This window comes from Psychrobacillus sp. FJAT-21963 (genome assembly GCF_001420585.1).
GTDB lineage: Bacteria > Bacillota > Bacilli > Bacillales_A > Planococcaceae > Psychrobacillus.
On record NZ_LJIY01000001.1, the window covers coordinates 1,128,313 to 1,147,005 of the forward strand.

The window sequence follows — 18,693 nt, forward strand, 5'->3', positions numbered from 1 at the left end:
AGGGTTTATTTTAATATTGCTATAGGCATTTACAAATGGGAGACATTTGGGGGACAAAGCAAAATCGAGTGGGGTACTTTGGGGTACATAATAATAAAAGGAAATTAATTAATAATATGNTTAGTAGTTTTGTTATTCAACTAATTTGCATATTAGTAAGTAAAAAAAGATAAAAGGAGGATTCAGAATGAAAAGATTTTTATTTATCTTCTTTTCCACAGCAGTTATTGGAATTATTTTTTATCTAGGAATGGATTATCAAGTAAAATTAAGGGAAGAATCTGCAATTACATTTAATTTGAAACCTTTTTTAATATTTGCAAGTATTTTTCCTGTTTTGTTTGGGTTGTTGTTACGACTCCCTAAATTAATTATAGAAATTAAAAATAAAAAGCAATGGGCATTTGATTGGATTAAGTTCATTACAGTTGGAATCCCGTCTCTATATATCTCGATGTTGCCACTTCTTGCTTTTTATACAACGAATTTGTTTTTCTCAAAAGCATTTATACTTTTAGGGGATACAACATTCACATCAATAGCTGGGATTGTATTTGGTTATGTTTTGTTAGATAGCCTGAAAAGTAACAATTCCTCAACTAACAATTTACAATATTAATTGAAGGTTCATTATTTCTGCTGTTAATATCAATAATAGAAAGAACCCTGATTCATATGAATCACGGTTCTATTTGTGTTTAATTTCGATTTTGTATTATTCATCTGAACGGGTTACATAATTACTTGTTGGTGGTTTCTCTTTCATCATCTAACAGGCTTCTCGTTGTTGTTTGTTCGAACTAACGTAAGAAGTGTTTCACCAATGTCTAAAGCAGCATATCCACCTTTATCATCTTTCCATCTAAGCTTAAACCCTATCACATCACCGTACCATTTGATCGCTTGCTCAAAATCACTTACTTGTAAAAATACAGTATCAATTCTCTTAAATATAGAAGACATCTCTTATCCCACTTTCCACTGTTTTTTAGGCAGCAATTTGTCCACGGTTTATTTTTTTTGAATTAAACCAAACCCCAGACCGACAGGATCTACCAAGTAGGCAAGGTAAAATTCATCGAATTCCATTTTATCCCTCACTATTACAGCACCATTATTTTTAGCTTTAGCTATGTACTCATCCATTGACTCCACTTCAATTTGAATACGAGTGCCATGAGGATAATCATATGTTCCTTTACCGATTCCTCCGTTAATTCCTGAGTTAACATCCATTCCAGTAGTAACTGCCCAATAATCCCAATGTGGTTCAGCAACTTCCCAACCAAAAACTTCCGAATAAAATTCTGCTGCTTTTTTAGGATCTTGACTATTTAGTTCGAATCCAATTACTCTCCCCATCCCTATTCCCTTCTTCCAAATATATTTTGTACATTAAAATAATCATTCTATATATTTCATAAATATCCTGCCTCGTCATATTAGATGGTTAGGATGTTCCTATTCGAAAACAAAAAAGCTACAACTAGTGTAACTTTCTGCCTTAAAAATGGTCTAATTTTTAAACAGGAGGTGTCAAAATGAATAAATTAAAAAGAATCCCTTGGTTATTTTTATTAGCTGTAACCCTATTTACATTAGCAAGTTGCGGTACGAGTGATGTAGACTCCTCGACAGGTAGCCAAGAGGACAAAATATCTACTCAGCTTAACGTGTTAGCTGATGGAGAGGCTTCCTTCATCATCATAAATGGTGCAGAAAAAGAAGCTGTTCTAACTATGTCAAGTGGGCAACAAATTGAATTTCAGCTATTAAATGAAGCAAAGGAAGTAATATATACTTATTCCGCAAATAAAATGTTTGTACAAGAGATCCAGGAGAAGAAGCTACAGCCGGGTGAAAAGTGGGCCATACCCTTAAATCTTCAAGAAGAGCTTGCAGGAGTTCCTGCCGGTTCTTATAAATTGATTGTTTGGTCTACAGCAGATGGATTAGAAAACCTTAAGGTCGAGACTAATTATGAATGGGCTGGGGAGTCTATAAGTGGAGCAACCGGGAAATTAGTAGTGGAATCACAAGAAGTCACTTATGTCGGACAAATTGATCTTCATTCTATTGAAGTGAAAAATCTAGATGGTGTAACAGAAGTTATGCGGCTATCTGAAGTTGCCATTCCTTTCTTTGAAGGATTAGAGGAAGGTAAGCAAATACTCGTTGATTATGTAGTAGAAAATGAACAAAAGGTGATTCAATCTACTCGTCTAGTAGAGTAAAAATATTAAAAGCCCTATCCCTCTTTAAAAAGATGGATAGGGCTATTTGTATGGTGGTTTCCATTGTCGATGCGTCTAAGTTATTCTTCGTTCATGCCGATGCAGCGTTCACATTCATATAAGGATGATTCTACTTGCTCATGAATAACACATCCACATTCGCGACAATGTTTTGTATTTGCTTCTTGGTTTTTTATTTTCATGCAAATCACCTCCTATAATAATATGTTTTTTTAACTAATTTTTTCGTAGCCTGGCAATGTTAGAAATTCGATAAATTCATCTTTATTCACTAATGAAAGAAACAGTTCAGCAGCTTCTGTGTATCTGCCTTTTAAATATGCTTCATTGCCAAAGGAAGCTTTTAGTTTTCCTAATTCTTCCGTTAGAACTTGTTCCACTAGTGGAATAGTGATTTTACGATCATCTTCTAGTTTTCCTTCTGGATGGCGAATCCACTGCCATACTTGCGTGCGTGAAATTTCTGCTGTCGCCGCATCTTCCATCAAGTTGTTGATAGGTGCTGCTCCATTTCCTCGTAACCATGATGCTATATATTGAACCCCTACGCTACAATTTAATCGAAGACCTTCTTCTGTAATTGTCCCTTCAGGCACTTCGAGTAAATCTGCCGCTGTTACTTGAACATCTTCCCGTTTTCGATGGATTTGGTTAGGTGTTGGCATATGCGTGTCAAATTGTTCCCATGCAACTGGTACTAAACCTGGATGCGCTACCCATGTTCCATCGTGACCATCAGTTGCTTCTCTTCGTTTATCTTCACTTACTTTTGTAAATGCCGCTTCGTTAGCAGCTTCATCACCTTTGATCGGGATTTGTGCTGCCATTCCTCCAATTGCCGAGGCATTACGTCGGTGACATGTTTTAATGCACAGTTGCGTATACGCTCTCATGAAAGGTGATGTCATTGTTACTTGACCACGATCCGGTAAGATTACATGCGGCTGATTGCGAAGTCGTTTAATATAACTAAATATATAATCCCAACGTCCACAGTTTAGACCTGCCGAATGATCACGTAACTCATATAAAATTTCATCCATTTCAAATGCGGCCATTATCGTTTCTATCAACACAGTTGCTTTGATCGTTCCATTTGGAATTCCCAATTGTTGCTGAGCATAAACAAAGATCTCATTCCAAAGCCTTGCTTCTAAATGGCTTTCTAACTTGGGGATATAGAAATAAGGACCAGTTCCACGAGCGATAAGCTCTTTTGCATTGTGGAAGAAATAAAGTCCAAAGTCAAAGAAACTACCGGAAATCGGCTTCCCATCTATTAGAACATTTTTCTCCAAAAGGTGAAGCCCTCTAGGGCGTACTAGAAGAACTGCTACTTCCTCATTCAAACTATATACTTTCCCATTATCCTGACTAAAAGAAATAGTTTTTCGCACTGCATCTCGCATATTCAATTGGCCTTCGATCATATTCTCCCAAGTTGGAGAAGTTGCATCTTCAAAACAAGCCATAAACGTTTTTGCACCAGAGTTTAACGCATTGATAACCATTTTACGATTTACAGGACCAGTAATCTCCACACGACGGTCTTGTAAATCCTGAGGAAGTGGAGCGATAGTCCACTCTCCCTCACGAATTTCTTTTGTTTCTGGCAAAAAGTCTAATGTACCCCCATTATTCAGCTTTTCTTGACGTACTTGGCGTGCTTCCAGCAATTCTTTTCTTCTCTCATCAAATAACTGATGAAGAGATGCTACAAAGTCTAGTGCTCCGGGAGTTAAAATTTCTTGAATCCCATCTACTTCTTTTCCTATAATTTCAACTTTTTTTGTTATTGCTTGTTCCATCCAACGTTCAGCCTCCAATCAACTTTACTTATCAAGAAAATTGTGCCACCTCAGTAGAGCCTTTCATTGCAGTAGTAGATGAAGTACCTCCTGATATTACTTGGGAAATATCATCGAAGTATCCAGTTCCAACTTCGCGTTGATGTTTTGTAGCTGTATAACCTTTTGCTTCATTTGCAAATTCTGCTTGTTGAAGTTTAGAGTATGCAGCCATTCCTTTTGTTTTATACTCATGTGCCAGTTCGAACATGCTATGGTTTAATGCATGGAATCCAGCAAGCGTTACGAATTGGAACTTGTATCCCATTTTTCCTAGTTCAACTTGGTATTTTGCGATTGTTTCTTCATCTAAATTCGCTTTCCAGTTAAAGGATGGTGAACAGTTATATGCTAGCATTTTATCAGGAAACTCTGCGTGAATAGCATCTGCGAATTGTTTTGCTTCCTCTAAGCTCGGGTGAGATGTTTCGCACCAGATTAGATCTGCATAAGGTGCATACGCTAAACCGCGAGCGATAGCTTGCTCAATCCCTGGTTTAGTACGATAAAATCCTTCAGGAGTTCTTTCGCCTGTAATAAAATCATGGTCGCGAGAGTCGATATCACTTGTTACCATATCTGCTGCGTCAGCATCTGTACGAGCGATTAATACAGTTGGTACACCTGAAACATCTGCTGCTAAACGAGCCGCTATTAGATTGCGAACAGCATTTTGTGTTGGAAGAAGTACTTTACCACCTAAATGTCCACATTTCTTTTCAGAGGCAAGTTGATCTTCTAAATGAACTCCTGCTGCTCCTGCTTCAATCATACCTTTCATTAATTCAAACACGTTTAGAGGTCCACCAAATCCAGCTTCTGCATCTGCAACAATAGGAGCAAACCAGTCAAAACCATCTTCTCTTCCTTCCGCATGGTCAATTTGGTCTGCACGCTGGAAAGCTTGGTTAATACGTTTTACTACAGCAGGTACACTGTTTGCTGGGTATAAGCTTTGATCCGGATACATTTGACCAGAAAGGTTCGCATCTGCCGCTACTTGCCAACCACTCAAATAAATTGCTTGGAGTCCTGCTTTTACTTGTTGTACTGCTTGATTTCCCGTTAAAGCTCCAAGTGCATTTATAAAGTCTTCCGTATGAAGTGTGTTCCATAAACGTTCTGCACCTTTACGAGCTAACGTATGTTCAATTTGAATGGATCCGCGAAGTTTAATTACCTCTTCTGGTGAATACGGGCGTTCAATCCCCTTCCAGCGTTCATTTTGTTCCCAATCTTTACGTAATTCTTCCACTTGTTGTTGTCTCGTTGACATATTTAACACACTCCTCAAATTTATAATTATAACTGTCTGAAAAATATGACTTTCTTACTGTATCATAACAGTTACTTTTCTTGTACATTAATATATAACAGATTAGAATTGTTTGTATCGTTTTTAGGATAAGAGAGGATTATTTTAGGATGAACAACAAATAAGACGGATGAATGCAGAAAGTTTAGAATATGGAGGAGAAGCAATGGAAATTTCGAAAGATTACTTAAAACAGTATAGTATTTTGCTAGAAGAGTGGGTTCCCAAAGAGGCCTCTATTGCAATAGCAATGGGTGATCAGTACATCTATTACATGGCAGGAAAACATGATTTACGTATTAAGGAAGGACAAAAGATAAAACCAGGAAGCATTGCAGATTTAGTTTTAAAATGCGGTTGTAGAACAGAGGCTGTAATAGATGAAACGCTTTTTCAGCTCCCATATTACGGAGTAGGTTATCCGATAAATATAAATGGGGAAAATGCAGTAGTGGTTGTTATACTTCCCCCTAAACCAACTGCTCCTCCTTATCGATTTTTGACAGGTAAACTCGAAGAAGAATGGCGTCCAATACCCATAGAAAAAATTGCATACATGGAAAGTCTACAAAAAAAAACATGGTTTTATGCCGACAAAGAACCATATAAAACAAATATTCCATTGAAGGAATTACAGCAGCGTCTTCCTGAATCCTTTTTACGAATTCACCGCTCATATATCGTGAACATATCTTTTATCGATCGCATCATACGAGATTTTTCGTCTAATCTGTTGGTGCTTCTTCAAGATGGTACAGAACTTCCTGTCAGCCAGTCTTATAATGCTGAAGTTAGAAATATATTGGGATTTTAAGAGTTTCGTAGGAGTGTTTCTATAAGAAGTTAACCTTTTATAAAGAGAAATGGTCGCGGTTAGTTTACATTTGGTTACGGTTAATCGAGAATTGGTCTCTCTTCTTCGTGATATGGTCTCGGTCAGCATTCAATTGGTTGCGCTTTGCCATTAAATAGAAAAAGAGATCTGCCATGCAAGGCAAATCTCATATTCTATCTCACAAGCTACTTTTTGGTTGATTTACTACCAATAGTTAACACTACAATACTTCCAAGTAGTAACAAAATTCCTATCCAAGACATCGTACTAAGATTCTCTCCAACTATGAACACACCTAAAATAGCAGCTGTTGTTGGTTCTGCTAAAGACAATGTAAGTGCGGACGATGAGGGTATTTTGTTTAATCCTCTAGCATATAACACATACGCAATACTAGTAGTGGCTAGACCTAAGTAAAAAATAATTCCGATATTTCCTGCTTCCTTTAACCAGCTTACATCATATATAAAGAAGAAAGGCATGAGCAACAATGCACTAACTGAGAATGTCATTGCTACAGCAGGTATCGCTTCTTCCTTTTCTAATAAGGACTTACTAGATATCGTGTACAACGCAAAGATCATACCTGCTATTAAAGAATACATGATACCAATTGGATTTATAGTAATCTCACCTTTGTTTAAAAATAAAAACAAACATCCGACGATTGCAAATACTGTCGAGATTGCCCATATTCGAGATGGTCGTAACTTTAAAAAGAGCCATTCAATGATTCCCGAAAATACAGGAGCACTTCCTATAGCAACTACACTTGCAATCGCTACACCTGTCAATTTAACGGAAGAGAAGAATAATAGTTGAAAAAGTGCAATACAAATTGCTGCATAGAACGTTTCCTTCCAAGGCCAAGTTTTAAATTTTATTTTTCTCCATAAAACCATAATGATCAATAGAGAAAAACCACCTACCGTAGACCTTCCCGCACTTATAATAAATGGATGTGCATTGTCTGGTAAAAACGTTTGTGCAGTACCCGTCGTACCCCATAAGATAGCTCCAAGTAGTACAAATATGTATGGTAAAACAGACATTTCTTTACTCCCACCACCTTCTATATATTAACTTTCAATATAGCACATATTGAGATAGTGACAATCGTATCTTATACTAATAATGATAGGAGGCATTCACTATGTATATGACAGTGGAAGAAACTGCGAATTATTTATCAATGCCTATTGAACAAGTAAAAAGATATATTGCAGAAAAAAAAATTCGTGCTATTTTTGATGGAGAAGATTATTACATTAATAGCGCTCAATTTGATACGCATTTGCAGCAAATCGAAGAACTAAGACGCCAAATAGATGAGTGGCGCAATACTCCAATTCCGGATGATTTGGACGTAAAAGATGAAGATTAAAGGGTGGAGTGAAGGTGACAAAGTCACTTCACTCCACCCTTTCTCTTTTTATATCTGTTGAACAGTACTTAGTAATCCCTAATCATGAGATACTTTAAATGGTAATCATAAAGCCTGCACGTTTGCCGATAATCTCTGCATAATCTTCTACCATGACACTTGCAGTTGGGTACATACCTGCTCCAGGACCAACTAGTGTAAGTGTACCGATATAGTTTGTATCTAAGGAAACAGCGTTGTTTACACCCTCAATAGCATATAACGGGTGGTCAGGACCAACAAGTTGTGGTCCTACAGAAGCGAAAAGCTCTCCATTTTCGTCTTGCTCAATTTCTGCTACATGGCGATAACGAAATCCCTCTGCCTTTGCTTTTTTCACGTCCTCTAATGAAATCTCGTTAATACCAACTACACGTACATCATCCCAGTTTGGTTGTTTTCTAAATGCAAGTGCACTAAGAATCATCAACTTACGGAATGCATCTTGACCAGAAATATCATTATATGGATCTGCTTCAGCATAGCCTAGAGCTTGCGCTTCTTGTAGAGCATCATCGAACTGACATTCATTTAAACGCATTTGTGTCAAAATATAGTTAGATGTTCCATTTAAAATACCTTGAATTTTCTTTACTGAGTTCACTTGTAGTAAATTTTTAAGTGTTTTAATTACTGGAACGCCACCAGCTGTTGTAGCTTCATATCCGATAAATACGCCTCGTGACTTAGCACGTTCATGAAGTTGAATACTATATTTAGAGAACATCACTTTATTCGCCGTTATCACATGACATCCCTTATCAATCGCTCTACATAAATAGCTATAAGCTGGTTCCTCGTTCACAATCGCTTCAAACACTACTTGAAGACCTGGAATATTAATAATATCCTCGAAATCGTCTGTTACTAGAATACCAGGCGTTTCAGGTCTTTCTTTTGCCAAATTGTTAATTAAAATCGCACTAATTTCAATATCTAAGCCTAATGATTTTTTTAATTCTTCTCTTTTTTCATTCACAATGTGATAAATTCCTTGGCCGACTGTTCCGAAACCTAGAATTGCTGCTTTTATTTTTGCCATACTTTCTCCTCCAAATGAATTTGCACAATTGAGCTTCCACATTCATATTTAATAAAATCTCTTTCGTAAAATTACGATTGACTATTTTACATATTGTAGACTATTTTAGCCCAATTAACAACAAAATTCTATCTAGAGAGGACATTTGTTTTTCCTACAAGTACTTTATCAAGTGCATTTTGTAAATCCTCTACTGCCTCTAGACCAACAGACAAGCGGATTAAGTCCTCAGTAACACCTGATTTCACTAAGTCTTCAGGAGTTAATTGTTGATGAGTCGTAGAAGCAGGATGAATAATTAATGATTTCGCATCTCCTACGTTTGCTACATGCGACCAAATTTCAATATTATCTATAATATGTCTACCCGCTTCTTTTCCACCCTTTACGCCAAAAGTTAAGATAGAGCCGAAGCCATTGTGTAAATATTTATGTGCAAGTTCATGGGAAGGATGATTTTCCAGGCCTAAATAATTTACCCATTCTACCCCTTCATGGTTTGATAAATAATCTGCAATTTTTAGTGCATTTTCGTTGTGCTTTGGCACACGAAGATGAAGGGTTTCTAAACCTTGTAAAAAAGAAAATGCTGCTTCAGGGCTTAACGAAGGCCCAAAATCTCGAAGCAATTGAACACGTAGTTTTATGGCAAACGCTACGTTCGGAACATCAATACCGTATCGTAGTCCGTGATAGGTTACATCTGGTTCAGTAAAACCAGGGAATTTCTCGGAATTCCAGTCAAAGTTACCACCATCTACAACTACTCCCCCAATTGTTGTTCCATGACCGCCAATCCATTTAGTAGCTGAATGGATAACTATGTGAGCACCGTGTTTAATCGGGTTAGCACCATATGGGCTTGCAAATGTATTATCTACCAACAATGGAACACCGACTTCATTTGCAATTGCTGAAACTTTCTCCACGTCTAGCACATTCAAGCTCGGATTTCCAATAATTTCAGCAAAGAACCCTTTTGTTTTATCCGTTACTGCTGCTCGAAAATTCTCTGGATCAGTAGAATCTACAAATTTTACGTGAATTCCATAACGAGGCAATGTATGTGCGAATAAATTAAATGTACCACCATATAAGTTTTCCGCTGCAATGATTTCATCGCCTGCTCCCGCAATATTCAAAATGGAAAATGCAATTGCCGCCATACCAGAAGAAAGTGCAACAGCAGCCGTTCCTCCTTCAAGTAGAGCAACGCGTTGTTCAAAAACATCTACAGTAGGATTAGTTATACGTGAATAAATATTGCCAGACTCTTTTAATGCAAATAAATCTTGGGCATGGTTTGTATCACGAAATACAAAAGAAGTTGTTTTGTGAATTGGCACTGCTCGTGAACCTGTAACTGGATCTGGTTGCTGACCACCGTGTAAAAGAAGTGTTTCTGGTTGGAAATTTGTCATTTTGAATTCCTCCTAAATAATAGTTTTAGATGGACGCATATGGAGGCGGGAGAGGATTTTGAGAAATACGAAAGCACTTATGTTTAGCCGGAAAACGTATCGTTAATCGGACAAACAACAAAAACCCCTCTTCTTTAAGAAGAGGGGTGCGGTTTCGCATATTCCTCCTCTTATCTTCCAAATTCGCTCGTGAATTTGTAGGATTTAGCACCTTTCCAAGTATAAAACTTGTTGGTTGCCGGGCATCGTAGGGCCTAGTCCCTCCGCCACTCTTGATAAGAGTATTAGATTAGTATTCCATCTTGTTACACAGTATAAGACTCTATTAATCTTTACGTCAAGTACTTTTTATAAAAATTCTGAAACTTCTTTTAGGCTTGTACGTTTAATGTATGGGGGTTACTTTTGGAGGTGTTGTAATGGTAATATGGATTATTTGTATTTCAGTAGTTAGTTATTTAATTGGTTCCATTCATGGTTCAAAGATTGCTCAGTTTTTTAGTGGAATCAATATTAAAGCAGAAGGACTTAAAAACTCAGGTGCTTCTAATGCAGCCATTGTGCTTGGAATGAAATACGGAATACTCGTAGCTTTTATCGATATAATAAAAGGTGTATTGGTTATTACTGGAACACGATTTTTTACGCAGCAATATGGTAACTTTTCAGTATTAGAACAGGATGCACTTCTTTACTTAGCGGGGGCTGCTGTCATTTTAGGTCACAACTTTCCCATTTTCACAGGATTTAAGGGAGGAAAAGGGACAGCTTCTGTAATCGGCATACTTTTTGCAATTTATTGGCCTTTAGGATTGATCGGACTTTTATTATTAATTGGCACAACTTTTTTAACGGACTATTTATTAATTGGAGTATTTGTTTTTTATTTTGTTTTTTTAGGCGAGGCTATATGGTTTTCAGAAGGATATATACCAATTGCAATTGCAAGCTTTTTATTCGTGATGGCACTCATATTGCATATCGAAAACTTTCGTCGTTTAGCTCGTAAGGAAGAGATGAGAATTTCTACTTTTATAAAAAGAAAAAAACCTTCTTTATAAAGAAATGAGTGAATTGGAATGTCTAAAAAAATGAGGTGGATTGTGCTTATCCCTTTATTTGTTCTCGCTTCCAGCGGAGTTGGATTGTGGATGCTAACTAGCAAATGGATGGATGAAGGATTAAACCCTAAAGCTGACGGTTCCAACGATTACGCCATTGTCCTTGGTGCAAAAGTAAAAGAAGGTAATATTCCTTCGCTTGCATTAAAATTCAGATTGGAATCAGCACTTGCGTATGCAAACGAATATCCTCATGTCACCCTGGTACTTTCTGGAGGACAAGGAGACGATGAAGATATTGAGGAAGCGGTCGTAATGAAAAATTTTCTTTTGGAGAATGGGATAGCAGAAGAGAGGCTAATCATTGAAGATCAGTCGACATCTACTTATGAAAACTTGTTGTTTTCTAAAGAGCTTTTGCCAGATAACGTAAAGTCTATAACGATCATTACGAGTGACTATCACCTACAGCGAGCAAAAATACTTGCCAAAAAGCTAGAATGGAAAACGGACGTGGTAGCAGCACAGACCCCCGAAGTGGTAGAAGCGAAAGTACGCTTACGTGAGCGCGCCGCACTTTTAAAGACCTATATTGTTGGGAAATAACTCCGAATCCCTCGGAGTTATTTTTTATATCTGCAACAATTACAAATACATCTTGAAATACGAGTTCCTTGTTTACAGCCCTACTTCCTGGTTAGAAATGCATTGTCTCCCCACTTGTTACGAATCCATGTATCTACTTTATAGCCATGTCAAATCACTTCTAGTGTTACATCAAACATTATGTTTTAGCTATATAATCTAAATGTAGCTGTACTATATGCAATCAAGTCACCTTGCATAGCTAGATAATGTATTATATTTTCTATAAAAGAATTTTTCATCCAAAACCAAAGATTATATATGTAAAGTAATTTCTCCAAATATAATTAAAAGGCTTCCTCGTTTATTAGGAAGCCTTTCTGGGTCACTCTTTCTTCGTATGATACCCTTTAGTGCCAAATGGTTGTAATTGCTCCATCCATTTGTTTAAAAGTTTTTCTAGTTCTTTCTTTTCGTCTACGTATTGATTTTCTGATGTTTTCAGCGTCTCTACTTGTTCAATTTCAAACGCATCTTTGCCAAATTGTTGCCATTCTTCTTGAAGTATTCTATTTGTATGTGTCCCTGTTTCTAGAGTAAACTTCGTGCCATTTAACGTCTTGAAGTTTCGTGTGGATCCAACGAATTTTTTACCGTTTTGTTTATTCGTTATGACATAAATTCCACCTTCAATCTTTACTTCTTTATATACTTGTTTCAGTTCCATTTTACGATCCAATTTCCCCACTCCTCGTATTTATTTTTTCACCCAGTACTCACTGCCGTCATCTTTTCTATCTAAAAACCCATATTCTATTAAGTAACGTCTTAATGTGACATAGTCAGCATATACATTTTTTAGTACCTCATTTATCTCTTTTTCTTTATATACTCGCTCTAAGTCAAATCGTTGTATGATCACCCTAAGAGTTGCCAGTTTTTGTTTTTCTTTTTTCGGAAATTTTATGAGAGGACCATCTATACCTTTAGAAAAAAACTTCTTTTCTATCTCTTCTTGCTCTTCTTTCGTAATGTTATATCGTTCGTCCACCATCGTTGCAGTCTTATGAAGCGGCAAAAAGGTTGGTGCATGACTGTCTTTTTCCTTTAACAACTCCATCATCGTTATAAAGATTTTTGCTTGGCGTTCTTTTTCCTTCAATACAAATCGGTGGTTACGTATCGTAGAGGCACTACCAATACTTAATTCTGCCTGTATGTCTGCATCACTCTTACCTTCGTAAAACAATCGAAGTAAGCTATTTTGATGATCTGTCAATCCTGTTAATTTTTTATTTAATCCAATTAAATAATGAAATACAGATACATGTTCCTTTTCAATATGGTGTTTCATATAACGTTCCGCTTCATACAAAACAGTGGCTTCTGGATAAATAATTCCCTTTTCCACTCTTTCACCACATAATAAACAAACATAATCTTCCTTCTCTTCCACATAACCAACTTTCAATTGTTCTGCATTTGCATCCCAAAATAATTCAGATATCTCCATTTTATAAACACACCCCATAAATATTTATNATATTGTTTGTTTAAAATCAATTGTAAATTATTGTTGCAATAAATCTGAAAATAATGAACAATGGAAATGAGACCTTTCGATTTTCGAAAGAACGTACAGGAGGAGAATTTTATTGGTTACATTCAAGGACTATGAGTACAAAAGACCAAATTTAGAAGAAGAAAAAACAAAATTTAATGATGCATTAACAAAATTCAAACAGGCTACTTCCGTTGAAGAACAAAGTGTTGCAATTGAAGAACTAAATGCACTTCGAAATGATTATTCAACACAAGCTAATTTAGTGTACATTCGTGCATCGATTGATACGAATGATGAGTTTTACCAAAAAGAGCGTGATTTTTTTGATGAAAAAAACCCAGAGGTTGAAGAATTAATTACAGAATATTATAAAGCACTAGTCGCTTCTCCATTCCGTAAAGAATTAGAAGAAAAATGGGGAAGCCAATTATTTGATCTTGCTGATTTTCAAATTAAAGCATTTTCCGCAGAAGTAATTTCACTTATGCAGAAAGAAAATAAATTGGCTTCTGACTATTCTAAGCTTGTTGCTTCTGCTCAAGTTGAATTTAACGGCGAAACATTAACACTTGCCCAGCTTGGACCTTACGGTGAATCAACTGATAGAGAAGTACGTAAGAAAGCAACGGAAGCAAGATTCGGCTTTTTCAAAGAACATGAGGATAAATTTGATGACATATATGATCAGCTTGTAAAAGTACGTCATGAGATTGCTACAAAGCTTGGATACAAAAACTTTGTGGAGCTTGGCTATATACGTATGAATCGCATTGACTATAATGCGGAAATGGTGAAAAAATTTCGTGATCAAGTTCGTGATTTCATCGTTCCTCTTGCAACAAAACTTTATGAGCGTCAGGCAAAAAGAATTGGGTTTGAAAAGCTAAAGTTCTACGATGAATCTCTGAATTTCTTGTCTGGGAATGCAGCACCACAAGGTTCTCCGGAATGGATCGTTGAAAATGGAAAGAAAATGTATGATGAGTTATCTCCTGAGACAGCAGAGTTTTTCCAATTCATGATTGACCGAGATTTAATGGACTTAGTAGCGAAAAAAGGGAAGGAATCTGGAGGTTATTGTACATTTATCGATAACTATGAGTCTCCTTACATATTCTCAAACTTTAATGGAACATCTGGAGACATCGATGTGTTGACACATGAGGCAGGTCACGCATTCCAAGTGTTTACAAGCCGTAATATAGGTATACCTGAGTATGTATGGCCAACATTTGAGTCTTGTGAAATCCACTCGATGAGTATGGAATTTTTTACTTGGCCTTGGATGGAATTATTCTTTAAAGAACAAACAGAAAAATATAAATTTGCACATTTGAGCGGCGGCCTTCTATTCTTGCCGTATGGGGTTGCAGTGGACGAATTTCAACATGTCGTATATGAAAATCCTGAAATGACACCTCAAGAGCGTAAATCCGCTTGGAAAAAGATTGAGGAAATTTATTTACCTCATCGTGACTATGACGGAAATGGCTATTTGGAAGCTGGTGCTTTCTGGCAACGCCAAGGTCATATTTATGCAAGTCCGTTTTATTATATTGACTACACGTTGGCTCAAATTTGTGCGTTCCAATTTTGGAAGCGTTCCAGAGAAGATCACGAAGCAGCTTGGAAAGATTATCTACACCTTTGCCAGCTAGGTGGTTCGAAATCTTTCACTAAGTTAGTAGCTGAGGCAAATTTAATCTCTCCATTTGAAGAAGGCTGTGTCGAGTCCGTTATTGGTTCGATTGAGAAGTATTTAGATGGCGTTGATGACGCAGCTTTATAGTTAATTAGAAAAGAATAAAAAAGGAGTTGCAACATGTTGAATCCAGTTGGTTTTTGGGCACGACTAGGGGCAAGTTTATTAGACTTTATAATAATAGGTATTCCATTGTCTATTATTAGCTTTCTTCTTTTCGGGCATTGGCAGGAATCACCAATCACTAGCTTTGGAAATCTTCTTTACTCTCTTATTGTTCCAGTATTATGGACCGGATACACAGTAGGCAAAAGAATGTTAGGCATCCGTATCGTCAAATTTGATGGCACCAAACTAGGTTTTGGAACAATGCTTATGCGTGTTATTGTAGCAGGTTTCGTATATGTAGTCACATTAGGAATAGGTCTGATTGTTAGTGCTTTTATGGTAGGCTTACGTGAAGATAAGCGTGCAATCCATGATTTTATCGCTGGAACATATGTAACAAGCAATCCTCCTGTTGATTAATATCTAAGAACAAGTATCTACCGAGATGCTTGTTCTTTTTTTATTTTTTGACCCGTACAATAGGGCAGGATATTTAATGAAAAAAACGAATGTATAGTAAAGGGGTGCATGTATTATTATGTGGAGTAAAATTTTAGGTCTATTAATAGCAATAATGGGAGTTACGTATATTTTCCTTATACCGGATGAACCTATAGGAATTAAAATGATGTTTAAGATAATTCCGATGTTTTTGATATTAGTTTTTGCATTTATCCAACCATCCGGTGAATCAAAAAGATATAAATCGCTAATCATGATAGGTCTATTTATTTGCATGTGGGCGGATGGTTTAATTTATTGGTTTATCGCTGGACTCATTACCTTTTTAATTGGACATATTTGGTATATTTTTGCGTTCCGCCATATTAAAATATCGACTATTCCAAAGTGGGCAGCAGCTCTTCTAATTGCTTATGGAATTGGAATGGTATTATGGATAGCTGGGACTCTTTGGGCAGAAGGAGAAAATATTTTAGCTTTTGCTGTGGTAATTTATATTGTTGTTATTTTATTAATGGGTTGGAATGCTCTTCAAACAGCAAATAAATTCGCAATTATTGGTGCTATTTCATTTATTTTTTCGGACTCGGTGCTTGCTATTAATCGATTTATAATATCTATTCCTTTTTCTGATGCTCTTATAATGATTTCCTATTATGGAGCCCAGTTTTTATTTGCCTATAGCATATATGCTCATTATTCCGCATCTCGAAAGAATCTGCTAAAATAAATATATGCTTTTAATTTGGAAAGGGGATTTTTTCTCATGAAAGAAACATTAATCGAGCGTTTAACTCGTTATGCAAAAATAGACACACAATCTAATGCATCAAGCACAACCTGCCCATCAACGGAAGGTCAATGGGATCTGCTCCATGTACTTGAAAAAGAATTAGCTGAGATTGGGTTAGAAGAAATTACTTTAGATGAAAACGGTTATTTATTTGCTTCATTACCTTCCAATACAGATAAGGAAATTCCGACAATCGGGTTTTTAGCTCACGTGGATACAGCTACAGATTATACAGGGAAAAATGTAAACCCTCAGCGAATTGATAATTACGACGGATCAAACATTCAACTGAATGAAAATACAGTTATGACTGTTAAAGACTTCCCCGAGCTTTCAAATTATGTCGGACATACTTTGCTTACAACGGATGGCACAACACTTTTAGGTGCTGACGATAAAGCCGGGATAGCTATCATCATGACAGCTATGGAATATTTCATCCAAAACCCTGAAGTGAAACACGGAAAAGTTCGTGTTGCCTTTACTCCCGATGAAGAGATTGGTCGCGGACCACATAAATTCGATGTAGAAAAATTCGCAGCAAAATTTGCATATACAATGGACGGAGGTCCACTTGGTGAATTGCAATTTGAAAGCTTTAATGCTGCTGGAGCAAAAGTTATAACGAACGGTACAAGCGTTCATCCTGGCTCTGCAAAAGGAAAAATGGTGAACTCTATTACTATCGCGACTAAGTTCCAATCACATATGCCAGTGGATGAAGTACCTGAAAAAACAGAGGGCTATGAAGGATTTATACATTTGATGAACTTTAACGGAGACGTTGAAAAAACAGAGTTAAGCTATATCATCCGTGATCATGATCGAGTAAAATTCGAAGCGAAAAAGCAATTGTTCTTAGACACTGCCGAGAAAATCAAAGCAGAATACGGTACAGGCGCTATTTCAGTGGAATTAAATGATCAATACTACAATATGGGTGAAAAAATTTCACCTGTAATGGAAATTGTCGATGTAGCAAAAGAAGTAATGATCTCACTCAATATCGACCCTCTAATTATTCCAGTTCGTGGAGGGACAGACGGTTCTCAGCTTTCCTACATGGGAATGCCAACTCCAAATGTCTTTACTGGTGGAGAAAACTACCATGGTAAATATGAATATATATCAGTAGATGTAATGGAAAAATCAACGGAAGTCCTAAAAGGAATCATTCAATCATTCGAAAAACAAGCTTAAAGAAGGTGTACCTGTGCGTGAAATATTATTAGGAGTTTTAGCATCATTATTTTTTGCAGTAACTTTTATACTTAATCGATCAATGGAAATATCGGGTGGGAGCTGGCTTTGGAGCTCCTCCCTCCGATACTTTTTCATGGTGCCTTTCTTATTGATCATTGTCGGTTATCAAAAAGGGTTATCCACAACATTTAAGGAAATGAAAGCTTCTCCGTCTACTTGGCTCGTTTGGAGCTTTGTTGGATTCGTATTATTTTACGCACCTCTAACCTTTGCAGCAGCTTATGGACCAGGTTGGTTAATATCAGGCATGTGGCAATTTACAATTATCGCCGGTGTTCTTCTTGCCCCATTATTTGCTTTAAAAATAGACGGTGAGCTAATTAAACAAAAAATACCAATGGTATCACTTTTTATTTCTCTCATTATATTAATAGGCATTATCTTAATCCAAATTCCAAATACAGAATCCGTTCAGATGAGCATGTTCTTTTTAGGAGTTTTACCTGTGATTGTGGCTGCATTTGCTTATCCACTCGGAAATAGAAAAATGATGGATCATTTAAACGGAAGATTAGATACCTTTCAACGCGTTTTAGGTATGACAATCGCATCGATGCCCGCTTGGATTATATTATCTATTTACGCTATTTTCACGGTAGGACTACCATCTATGGACCAAGTTTTTCAATCGCTTATTGTAGCGGTTAGCTCGGGTGTGATTGCCACCATATTATTTTTTATGGCAACTGACCGTGTTCGTGACCATCAAGGTAAACTCGCAGCAGTAGAAGCGACTCAATCGACGGAAATTATTTTCGTTATTATCGGTGAAATGTGGTTACTTCATGTTCCTTTACCTGCACCAATTGCCCTAATCGGACTTGCTATTATTATTTTAGGAATGTTTTTACATAGCTACTATACGAAGGTTTTAAATTCTAAACTGCTCGTTCCAAAAACAAAATAAAATTTGCAGGGCGATGAATAATTTTACTTCATAACCCTGCAATTTTTTTGCCCTTATAGTTTATATTCTCCGAGCACTTTTTCCACACTACCGACAAAATTCCCTCCAGC

21 protein-coding genes and 1 riboswitch are annotated in these 18,693 nt (G+C 36.7%); of the genes, 11 read left to right on the plus strand and 10 right to left on the minus strand.

The window, feature by feature from the left end; translation table 11 throughout:
* Positions 1 to 187 precede the first annotated feature (187 nt).
* Positions 188 to 619 carry a hypothetical protein gene (locus AN959_RS05435; RefSeq protein ID WP_056828908.1) on the plus strand — a complete coding sequence of 144 codons (432 nt, stop codon included), beginning with the start codon at positions 188 to 190 and terminating at the stop codon, positions 617 to 619.
* Between the two features lie 146 nt (positions 620 to 765).
* Here AN959_RS05435 and AN959_RS05440 read toward each other — a convergent pair whose 3' ends face one another.
* Both AN959_RS05440 and AN959_RS05445 read right to left on the minus strand, forming a co-directional pair.
* A complete protein-coding gene (locus tag AN959_RS05440) occupies positions 766 to 963 on the minus strand; it encodes a VOC family protein (RefSeq protein ID WP_056828909.1) in 198 nt (65 codons plus the stop codon).
* Positions 964 to 1,011: 48 nt separating this feature from the next.
* Positions 1,012 to 1,362: a VOC family protein gene (locus tag AN959_RS05445; protein WP_056828911.1), complete on the minus strand. Its 351-nt coding sequence runs from the start codon at positions 1,360 to 1,362 to the stop codon at positions 1,012 to 1,014.
* 179 nt (positions 1,363 to 1,541) lie between these two features.
* Here AN959_RS05445 and AN959_RS05450 point away from each other — a divergent pair, with 179 nt between their 5' ends.
* The gene (locus tag AN959_RS05450; RefSeq protein ID WP_056828913.1) at positions 1,542 to 2,234 is read left to right on the plus strand and encodes a BsuPI-related putative proteinase inhibitor; all 693 of its coding nucleotides are present in this window, start codon (positions 1,542 to 1,544) and stop codon (positions 2,232 to 2,234) included.
* An 80-nt stretch (positions 2,235 to 2,314) separates the two neighbouring features.
* On the opposite strand, the gene AN959_RS21535 is transcribed toward AN959_RS05450, so the two are convergent.
* From AN959_RS21535 to aceA, 3 genes are read right to left on the minus strand one after another with little or no spacing between them, the layout of a single operon-like run.
* Positions 2,315 to 2,437, minus strand: coding sequence for a YhfH family protein (locus tag AN959_RS21535; RefSeq protein ID WP_216598629.1), 123 nt, complete (start codon positions 2,435 to 2,437; stop codon positions 2,315 to 2,317).
* Between the two features lie 30 nt (positions 2,438 to 2,467).
* A complete protein-coding gene (gene aceB / locus AN959_RS05455) occupies positions 2,468 to 4,063 on the minus strand; it encodes a malate synthase A (RefSeq protein ID WP_056828916.1) in 1,596 nt (531 codons plus the stop codon).
* Between the two features lie 31 nt (positions 4,064 to 4,094).
* On the minus strand, positions 4,095 to 5,378 hold the full coding sequence (gene aceA / locus AN959_RS05460; protein WP_056828917.1) for an isocitrate lyase: 1,284 nt from the start codon (positions 5,376 to 5,378) through the stop codon (positions 4,095 to 4,097).
* A gap of 205 nt (positions 5,379 to 5,583) precedes the next feature.
* On the opposite strand from aceA, the gene AN959_RS05465 reads away from it, so the two are divergent.
* Positions 5,584 to 6,231: a LytTR family DNA-binding domain-containing protein gene (locus AN959_RS05465; protein WP_056829163.1), complete on the plus strand. Its 648-nt coding sequence runs from the start codon at positions 5,584 to 5,586 to the stop codon at positions 6,229 to 6,231.
* A gap of 206 nt (positions 6,232 to 6,437) precedes the next feature.
* On the opposite strand, the gene AN959_RS05470 is transcribed toward AN959_RS05465, so the two are convergent.
* The gene (locus AN959_RS05470; RefSeq protein WP_056828920.1) at positions 6,438 to 7,304 is read right to left on the minus strand and encodes an EamA family transporter; all 867 of its coding nucleotides are present in this window, start codon (positions 7,302 to 7,304) and stop codon (positions 6,438 to 6,440) included.
* A 101-nt stretch (positions 7,305 to 7,405) separates the two neighbouring features.
* Here AN959_RS05470 and AN959_RS05475 point away from each other — a divergent pair, with 101 nt between their 5' ends.
* Positions 7,406 to 7,636 (plus strand): excisionase family DNA-binding protein, encoded by a 231-nt coding sequence (locus AN959_RS05475; RefSeq protein WP_053590977.1) that lies wholly within the window; start codon positions 7,406 to 7,408, stop codon positions 7,634 to 7,636.
* A gap of 94 nt (positions 7,637 to 7,730) precedes the next feature.
* Here the strand turns inward: AN959_RS05475 and AN959_RS05480 are convergent, their stop codons facing one another.
* Positions 7,731 to 8,717, minus strand: coding sequence for a homoserine dehydrogenase (locus tag AN959_RS05480; protein WP_056828922.1), 987 nt, complete (start codon positions 8,715 to 8,717; stop codon positions 7,731 to 7,733).
* Positions 8,718 to 8,845: 128 nt separating this feature from the next.
* Positions 8,846 to 10,138, minus strand: coding sequence for an O-acetylhomoserine aminocarboxypropyltransferase/cysteine synthase family protein (locus AN959_RS05485; RefSeq protein ID WP_056828924.1), 1,293 nt, complete (start codon positions 10,136 to 10,138; stop codon positions 8,846 to 8,848).
* 167 nt (positions 10,139 to 10,305) lie between these two features.
* Positions 10,306 to 10,420: riboswitch (SAM riboswitch) on the minus strand.
* A 137-nt stretch (positions 10,421 to 10,557) separates the two neighbouring features.
* On the opposite strand from AN959_RS05485, the gene AN959_RS05490 reads away from it, so the two are divergent.
* Together AN959_RS05490 and AN959_RS05495 are read left to right on the plus strand one after the other, a co-directional pair.
* Entirely contained in the window at positions 10,558 to 11,199 is a 642-nt protein-coding gene (locus AN959_RS05490; RefSeq protein ID WP_056828926.1) for a glycerol-3-phosphate acyltransferase, read from the plus strand.
* 18 nt (positions 11,200 to 11,217) lie between these two features.
* On the plus strand, positions 11,218 to 11,805 hold the full coding sequence (locus AN959_RS05495; protein WP_231687475.1) for a YdcF family protein: 588 nt from the start codon (positions 11,218 to 11,220) through the stop codon (positions 11,803 to 11,805).
* 364 nt (positions 11,806 to 12,169) lie between these two features.
* Here AN959_RS05495 and AN959_RS05500 read toward each other — a convergent pair whose 3' ends face one another.
* Complete coding sequence (locus AN959_RS05500; RefSeq protein ID WP_371256494.1) at positions 12,170 to 12,532, minus strand: GIY-YIG nuclease family protein; 363 nt, start codon at positions 12,530 to 12,532, stop codon at positions 12,170 to 12,172.
* 9 nt (positions 12,533 to 12,541) lie between these two features.
* Positions 12,542 to 13,297, minus strand: coding sequence for a DUF2087 domain-containing protein (locus AN959_RS05505; RefSeq protein ID WP_053590982.1), 756 nt, complete (start codon positions 13,295 to 13,297; stop codon positions 12,542 to 12,544).
* A gap of 142 nt (positions 13,298 to 13,439) precedes the next feature.
* Between AN959_RS05505 and AN959_RS05510 the strand changes: the two genes are divergently transcribed.
* The 5 genes from AN959_RS05510 (at position 13,440) to AN959_RS05530 (ending at position 18,583) form a co-directional block, all read left to right on the plus strand.
* The gene (locus AN959_RS05510) at positions 13,440 to 15,137 is read left to right on the plus strand and encodes a M3 family oligoendopeptidase (RefSeq protein WP_053590983.1); all 1,698 of its coding nucleotides are present in this window, start codon (positions 13,440 to 13,442) and stop codon (positions 15,135 to 15,137) included.
* Positions 15,138 to 15,170: 33 nt separating this feature from the next.
* Complete coding sequence (locus tag AN959_RS05515; RefSeq protein ID WP_053590984.1) at positions 15,171 to 15,578, plus strand: RDD family protein; 408 nt, start codon at positions 15,171 to 15,173, stop codon at positions 15,576 to 15,578.
* 118 nt (positions 15,579 to 15,696) lie between these two features.
* The gene (locus AN959_RS05520; protein ID WP_056828929.1) at positions 15,697 to 16,350 is read left to right on the plus strand and encodes a lysoplasmalogenase; all 654 of its coding nucleotides are present in this window, start codon (positions 15,697 to 15,699) and stop codon (positions 16,348 to 16,350) included.
* 36 nt (positions 16,351 to 16,386) lie between these two features.
* The gene (gene pepT, locus AN959_RS05525; protein WP_056828931.1) at positions 16,387 to 17,613 is read left to right on the plus strand and encodes a peptidase T; all 1,227 of its coding nucleotides are present in this window, start codon (positions 16,387 to 16,389) and stop codon (positions 17,611 to 17,613) included.
* Between the two features lie 13 nt (positions 17,614 to 17,626).
* Entirely contained in the window at positions 17,627 to 18,583 is a 957-nt protein-coding gene (locus AN959_RS05530) for a multidrug resistance efflux transporter family protein (RefSeq protein ID WP_053590987.1), read from the plus strand.
* Positions 18,584 to 18,693: the final 110 nt, after the last annotated feature.

Excerpts from the sequence above, each read along its gene's own strand:
- AN959_RS05505 (WP_053590982.1), bottom strand. The coding sequence starts at position 13,297 with ATGGAGATATCTGAATTATTTTGGGATGCAAATGCAGAACAATTGAAA.
- AN959_RS05485 (WP_056828924.1), bottom strand. The coding sequence starts at position 10,138 with ATGACAAATTTCCAACCAGAAACACTTCTTTTACACGGTGGTCAGCAA.
- aceA (WP_056828917.1), bottom strand. The coding sequence starts at position 5,378 with ATGTCAACGAGACAACAACAAGTGGAAGAATTACGTAAAGATTGGGAA.
- pepT (WP_056828931.1), top strand. The coding sequence starts at position 16,387 with ATGAAAGAAACATTAATCGAGCGTTTAACTCGTTATGCAAAAATAGAC.
- aceB (WP_056828916.1), bottom strand. The coding sequence starts at position 4,063 with ATGGAACAAGCAATAACAAAAAAAGTTGAAATTATAGGAAAAGAAGTA.
- AN959_RS05520 (WP_056828929.1), top strand. The coding sequence starts at position 15,697 with ATGTGGAGTAAAATTTTAGGTCTATTAATAGCAATAATGGGAGTTACG.
- AN959_RS21535 (WP_216598629.1), bottom strand. The coding sequence starts at position 2,437 with ATGAAAATAAAAAACCAAGAAGCAAATACAAAACATTGTCGCGAATGT.
- AN959_RS05475 (WP_053590977.1), top strand. The coding sequence starts at position 7,406 with ATGTATATGACAGTGGAAGAAACTGCGAATTATTTATCAATGCCTATT.
- AN959_RS05480 (WP_056828922.1), bottom strand. The coding sequence starts at position 8,717 with ATGGCAAAAATAAAAGCAGCAATTCTAGGTTTCGGAACAGTCGGCCAA.
- AN959_RS05470 (WP_056828920.1), bottom strand. The coding sequence starts at position 7,304 with ATGTCTGTTTTACCATACATATTTGTACTACTTGGAGCTATCTTATGG.
- AN959_RS05515 (WP_053590984.1), top strand. The coding sequence starts at position 15,171 with ATGTTGAATCCAGTTGGTTTTTGGGCACGACTAGGGGCAAGTTTATTA.
- AN959_RS05465 (WP_056829163.1), top strand. The coding sequence starts at position 5,584 with ATGGAAATTTCGAAAGATTACTTAAAACAGTATAGTATTTTGCTAGAA.
- AN959_RS05490 (WP_056828926.1), top strand. The coding sequence starts at position 10,558 with ATGGTAATATGGATTATTTGTATTTCAGTAGTTAGTTATTTAATTGGT.
- AN959_RS05435 (WP_056828908.1), top strand. The coding sequence starts at position 188 with ATGAAAAGATTTTTATTTATCTTCTTTTCCACAGCAGTTATTGGAATT.
- AN959_RS05445 (WP_056828911.1), bottom strand. The coding sequence starts at position 1,362 with ATGGGGAGAGTAATTGGATTCGAACTAAATAGTCAAGATCCTAAAAAA.
- AN959_RS05495 (WP_231687475.1), top strand. The coding sequence starts at position 11,218 with ATGTCTAAAAAAATGAGGTGGATTGTGCTTATCCCTTTATTTGTTCTC.
- AN959_RS05450 (WP_056828913.1), top strand. The coding sequence starts at position 1,542 with ATGAATAAATTAAAAAGAATCCCTTGGTTATTTTTATTAGCTGTAACC.
- AN959_RS05440 (WP_056828909.1), bottom strand. The coding sequence starts at position 963 with ATGTCTTCTATATTTAAGAGAATTGATACTGTATTTTTACAAGTAAGT.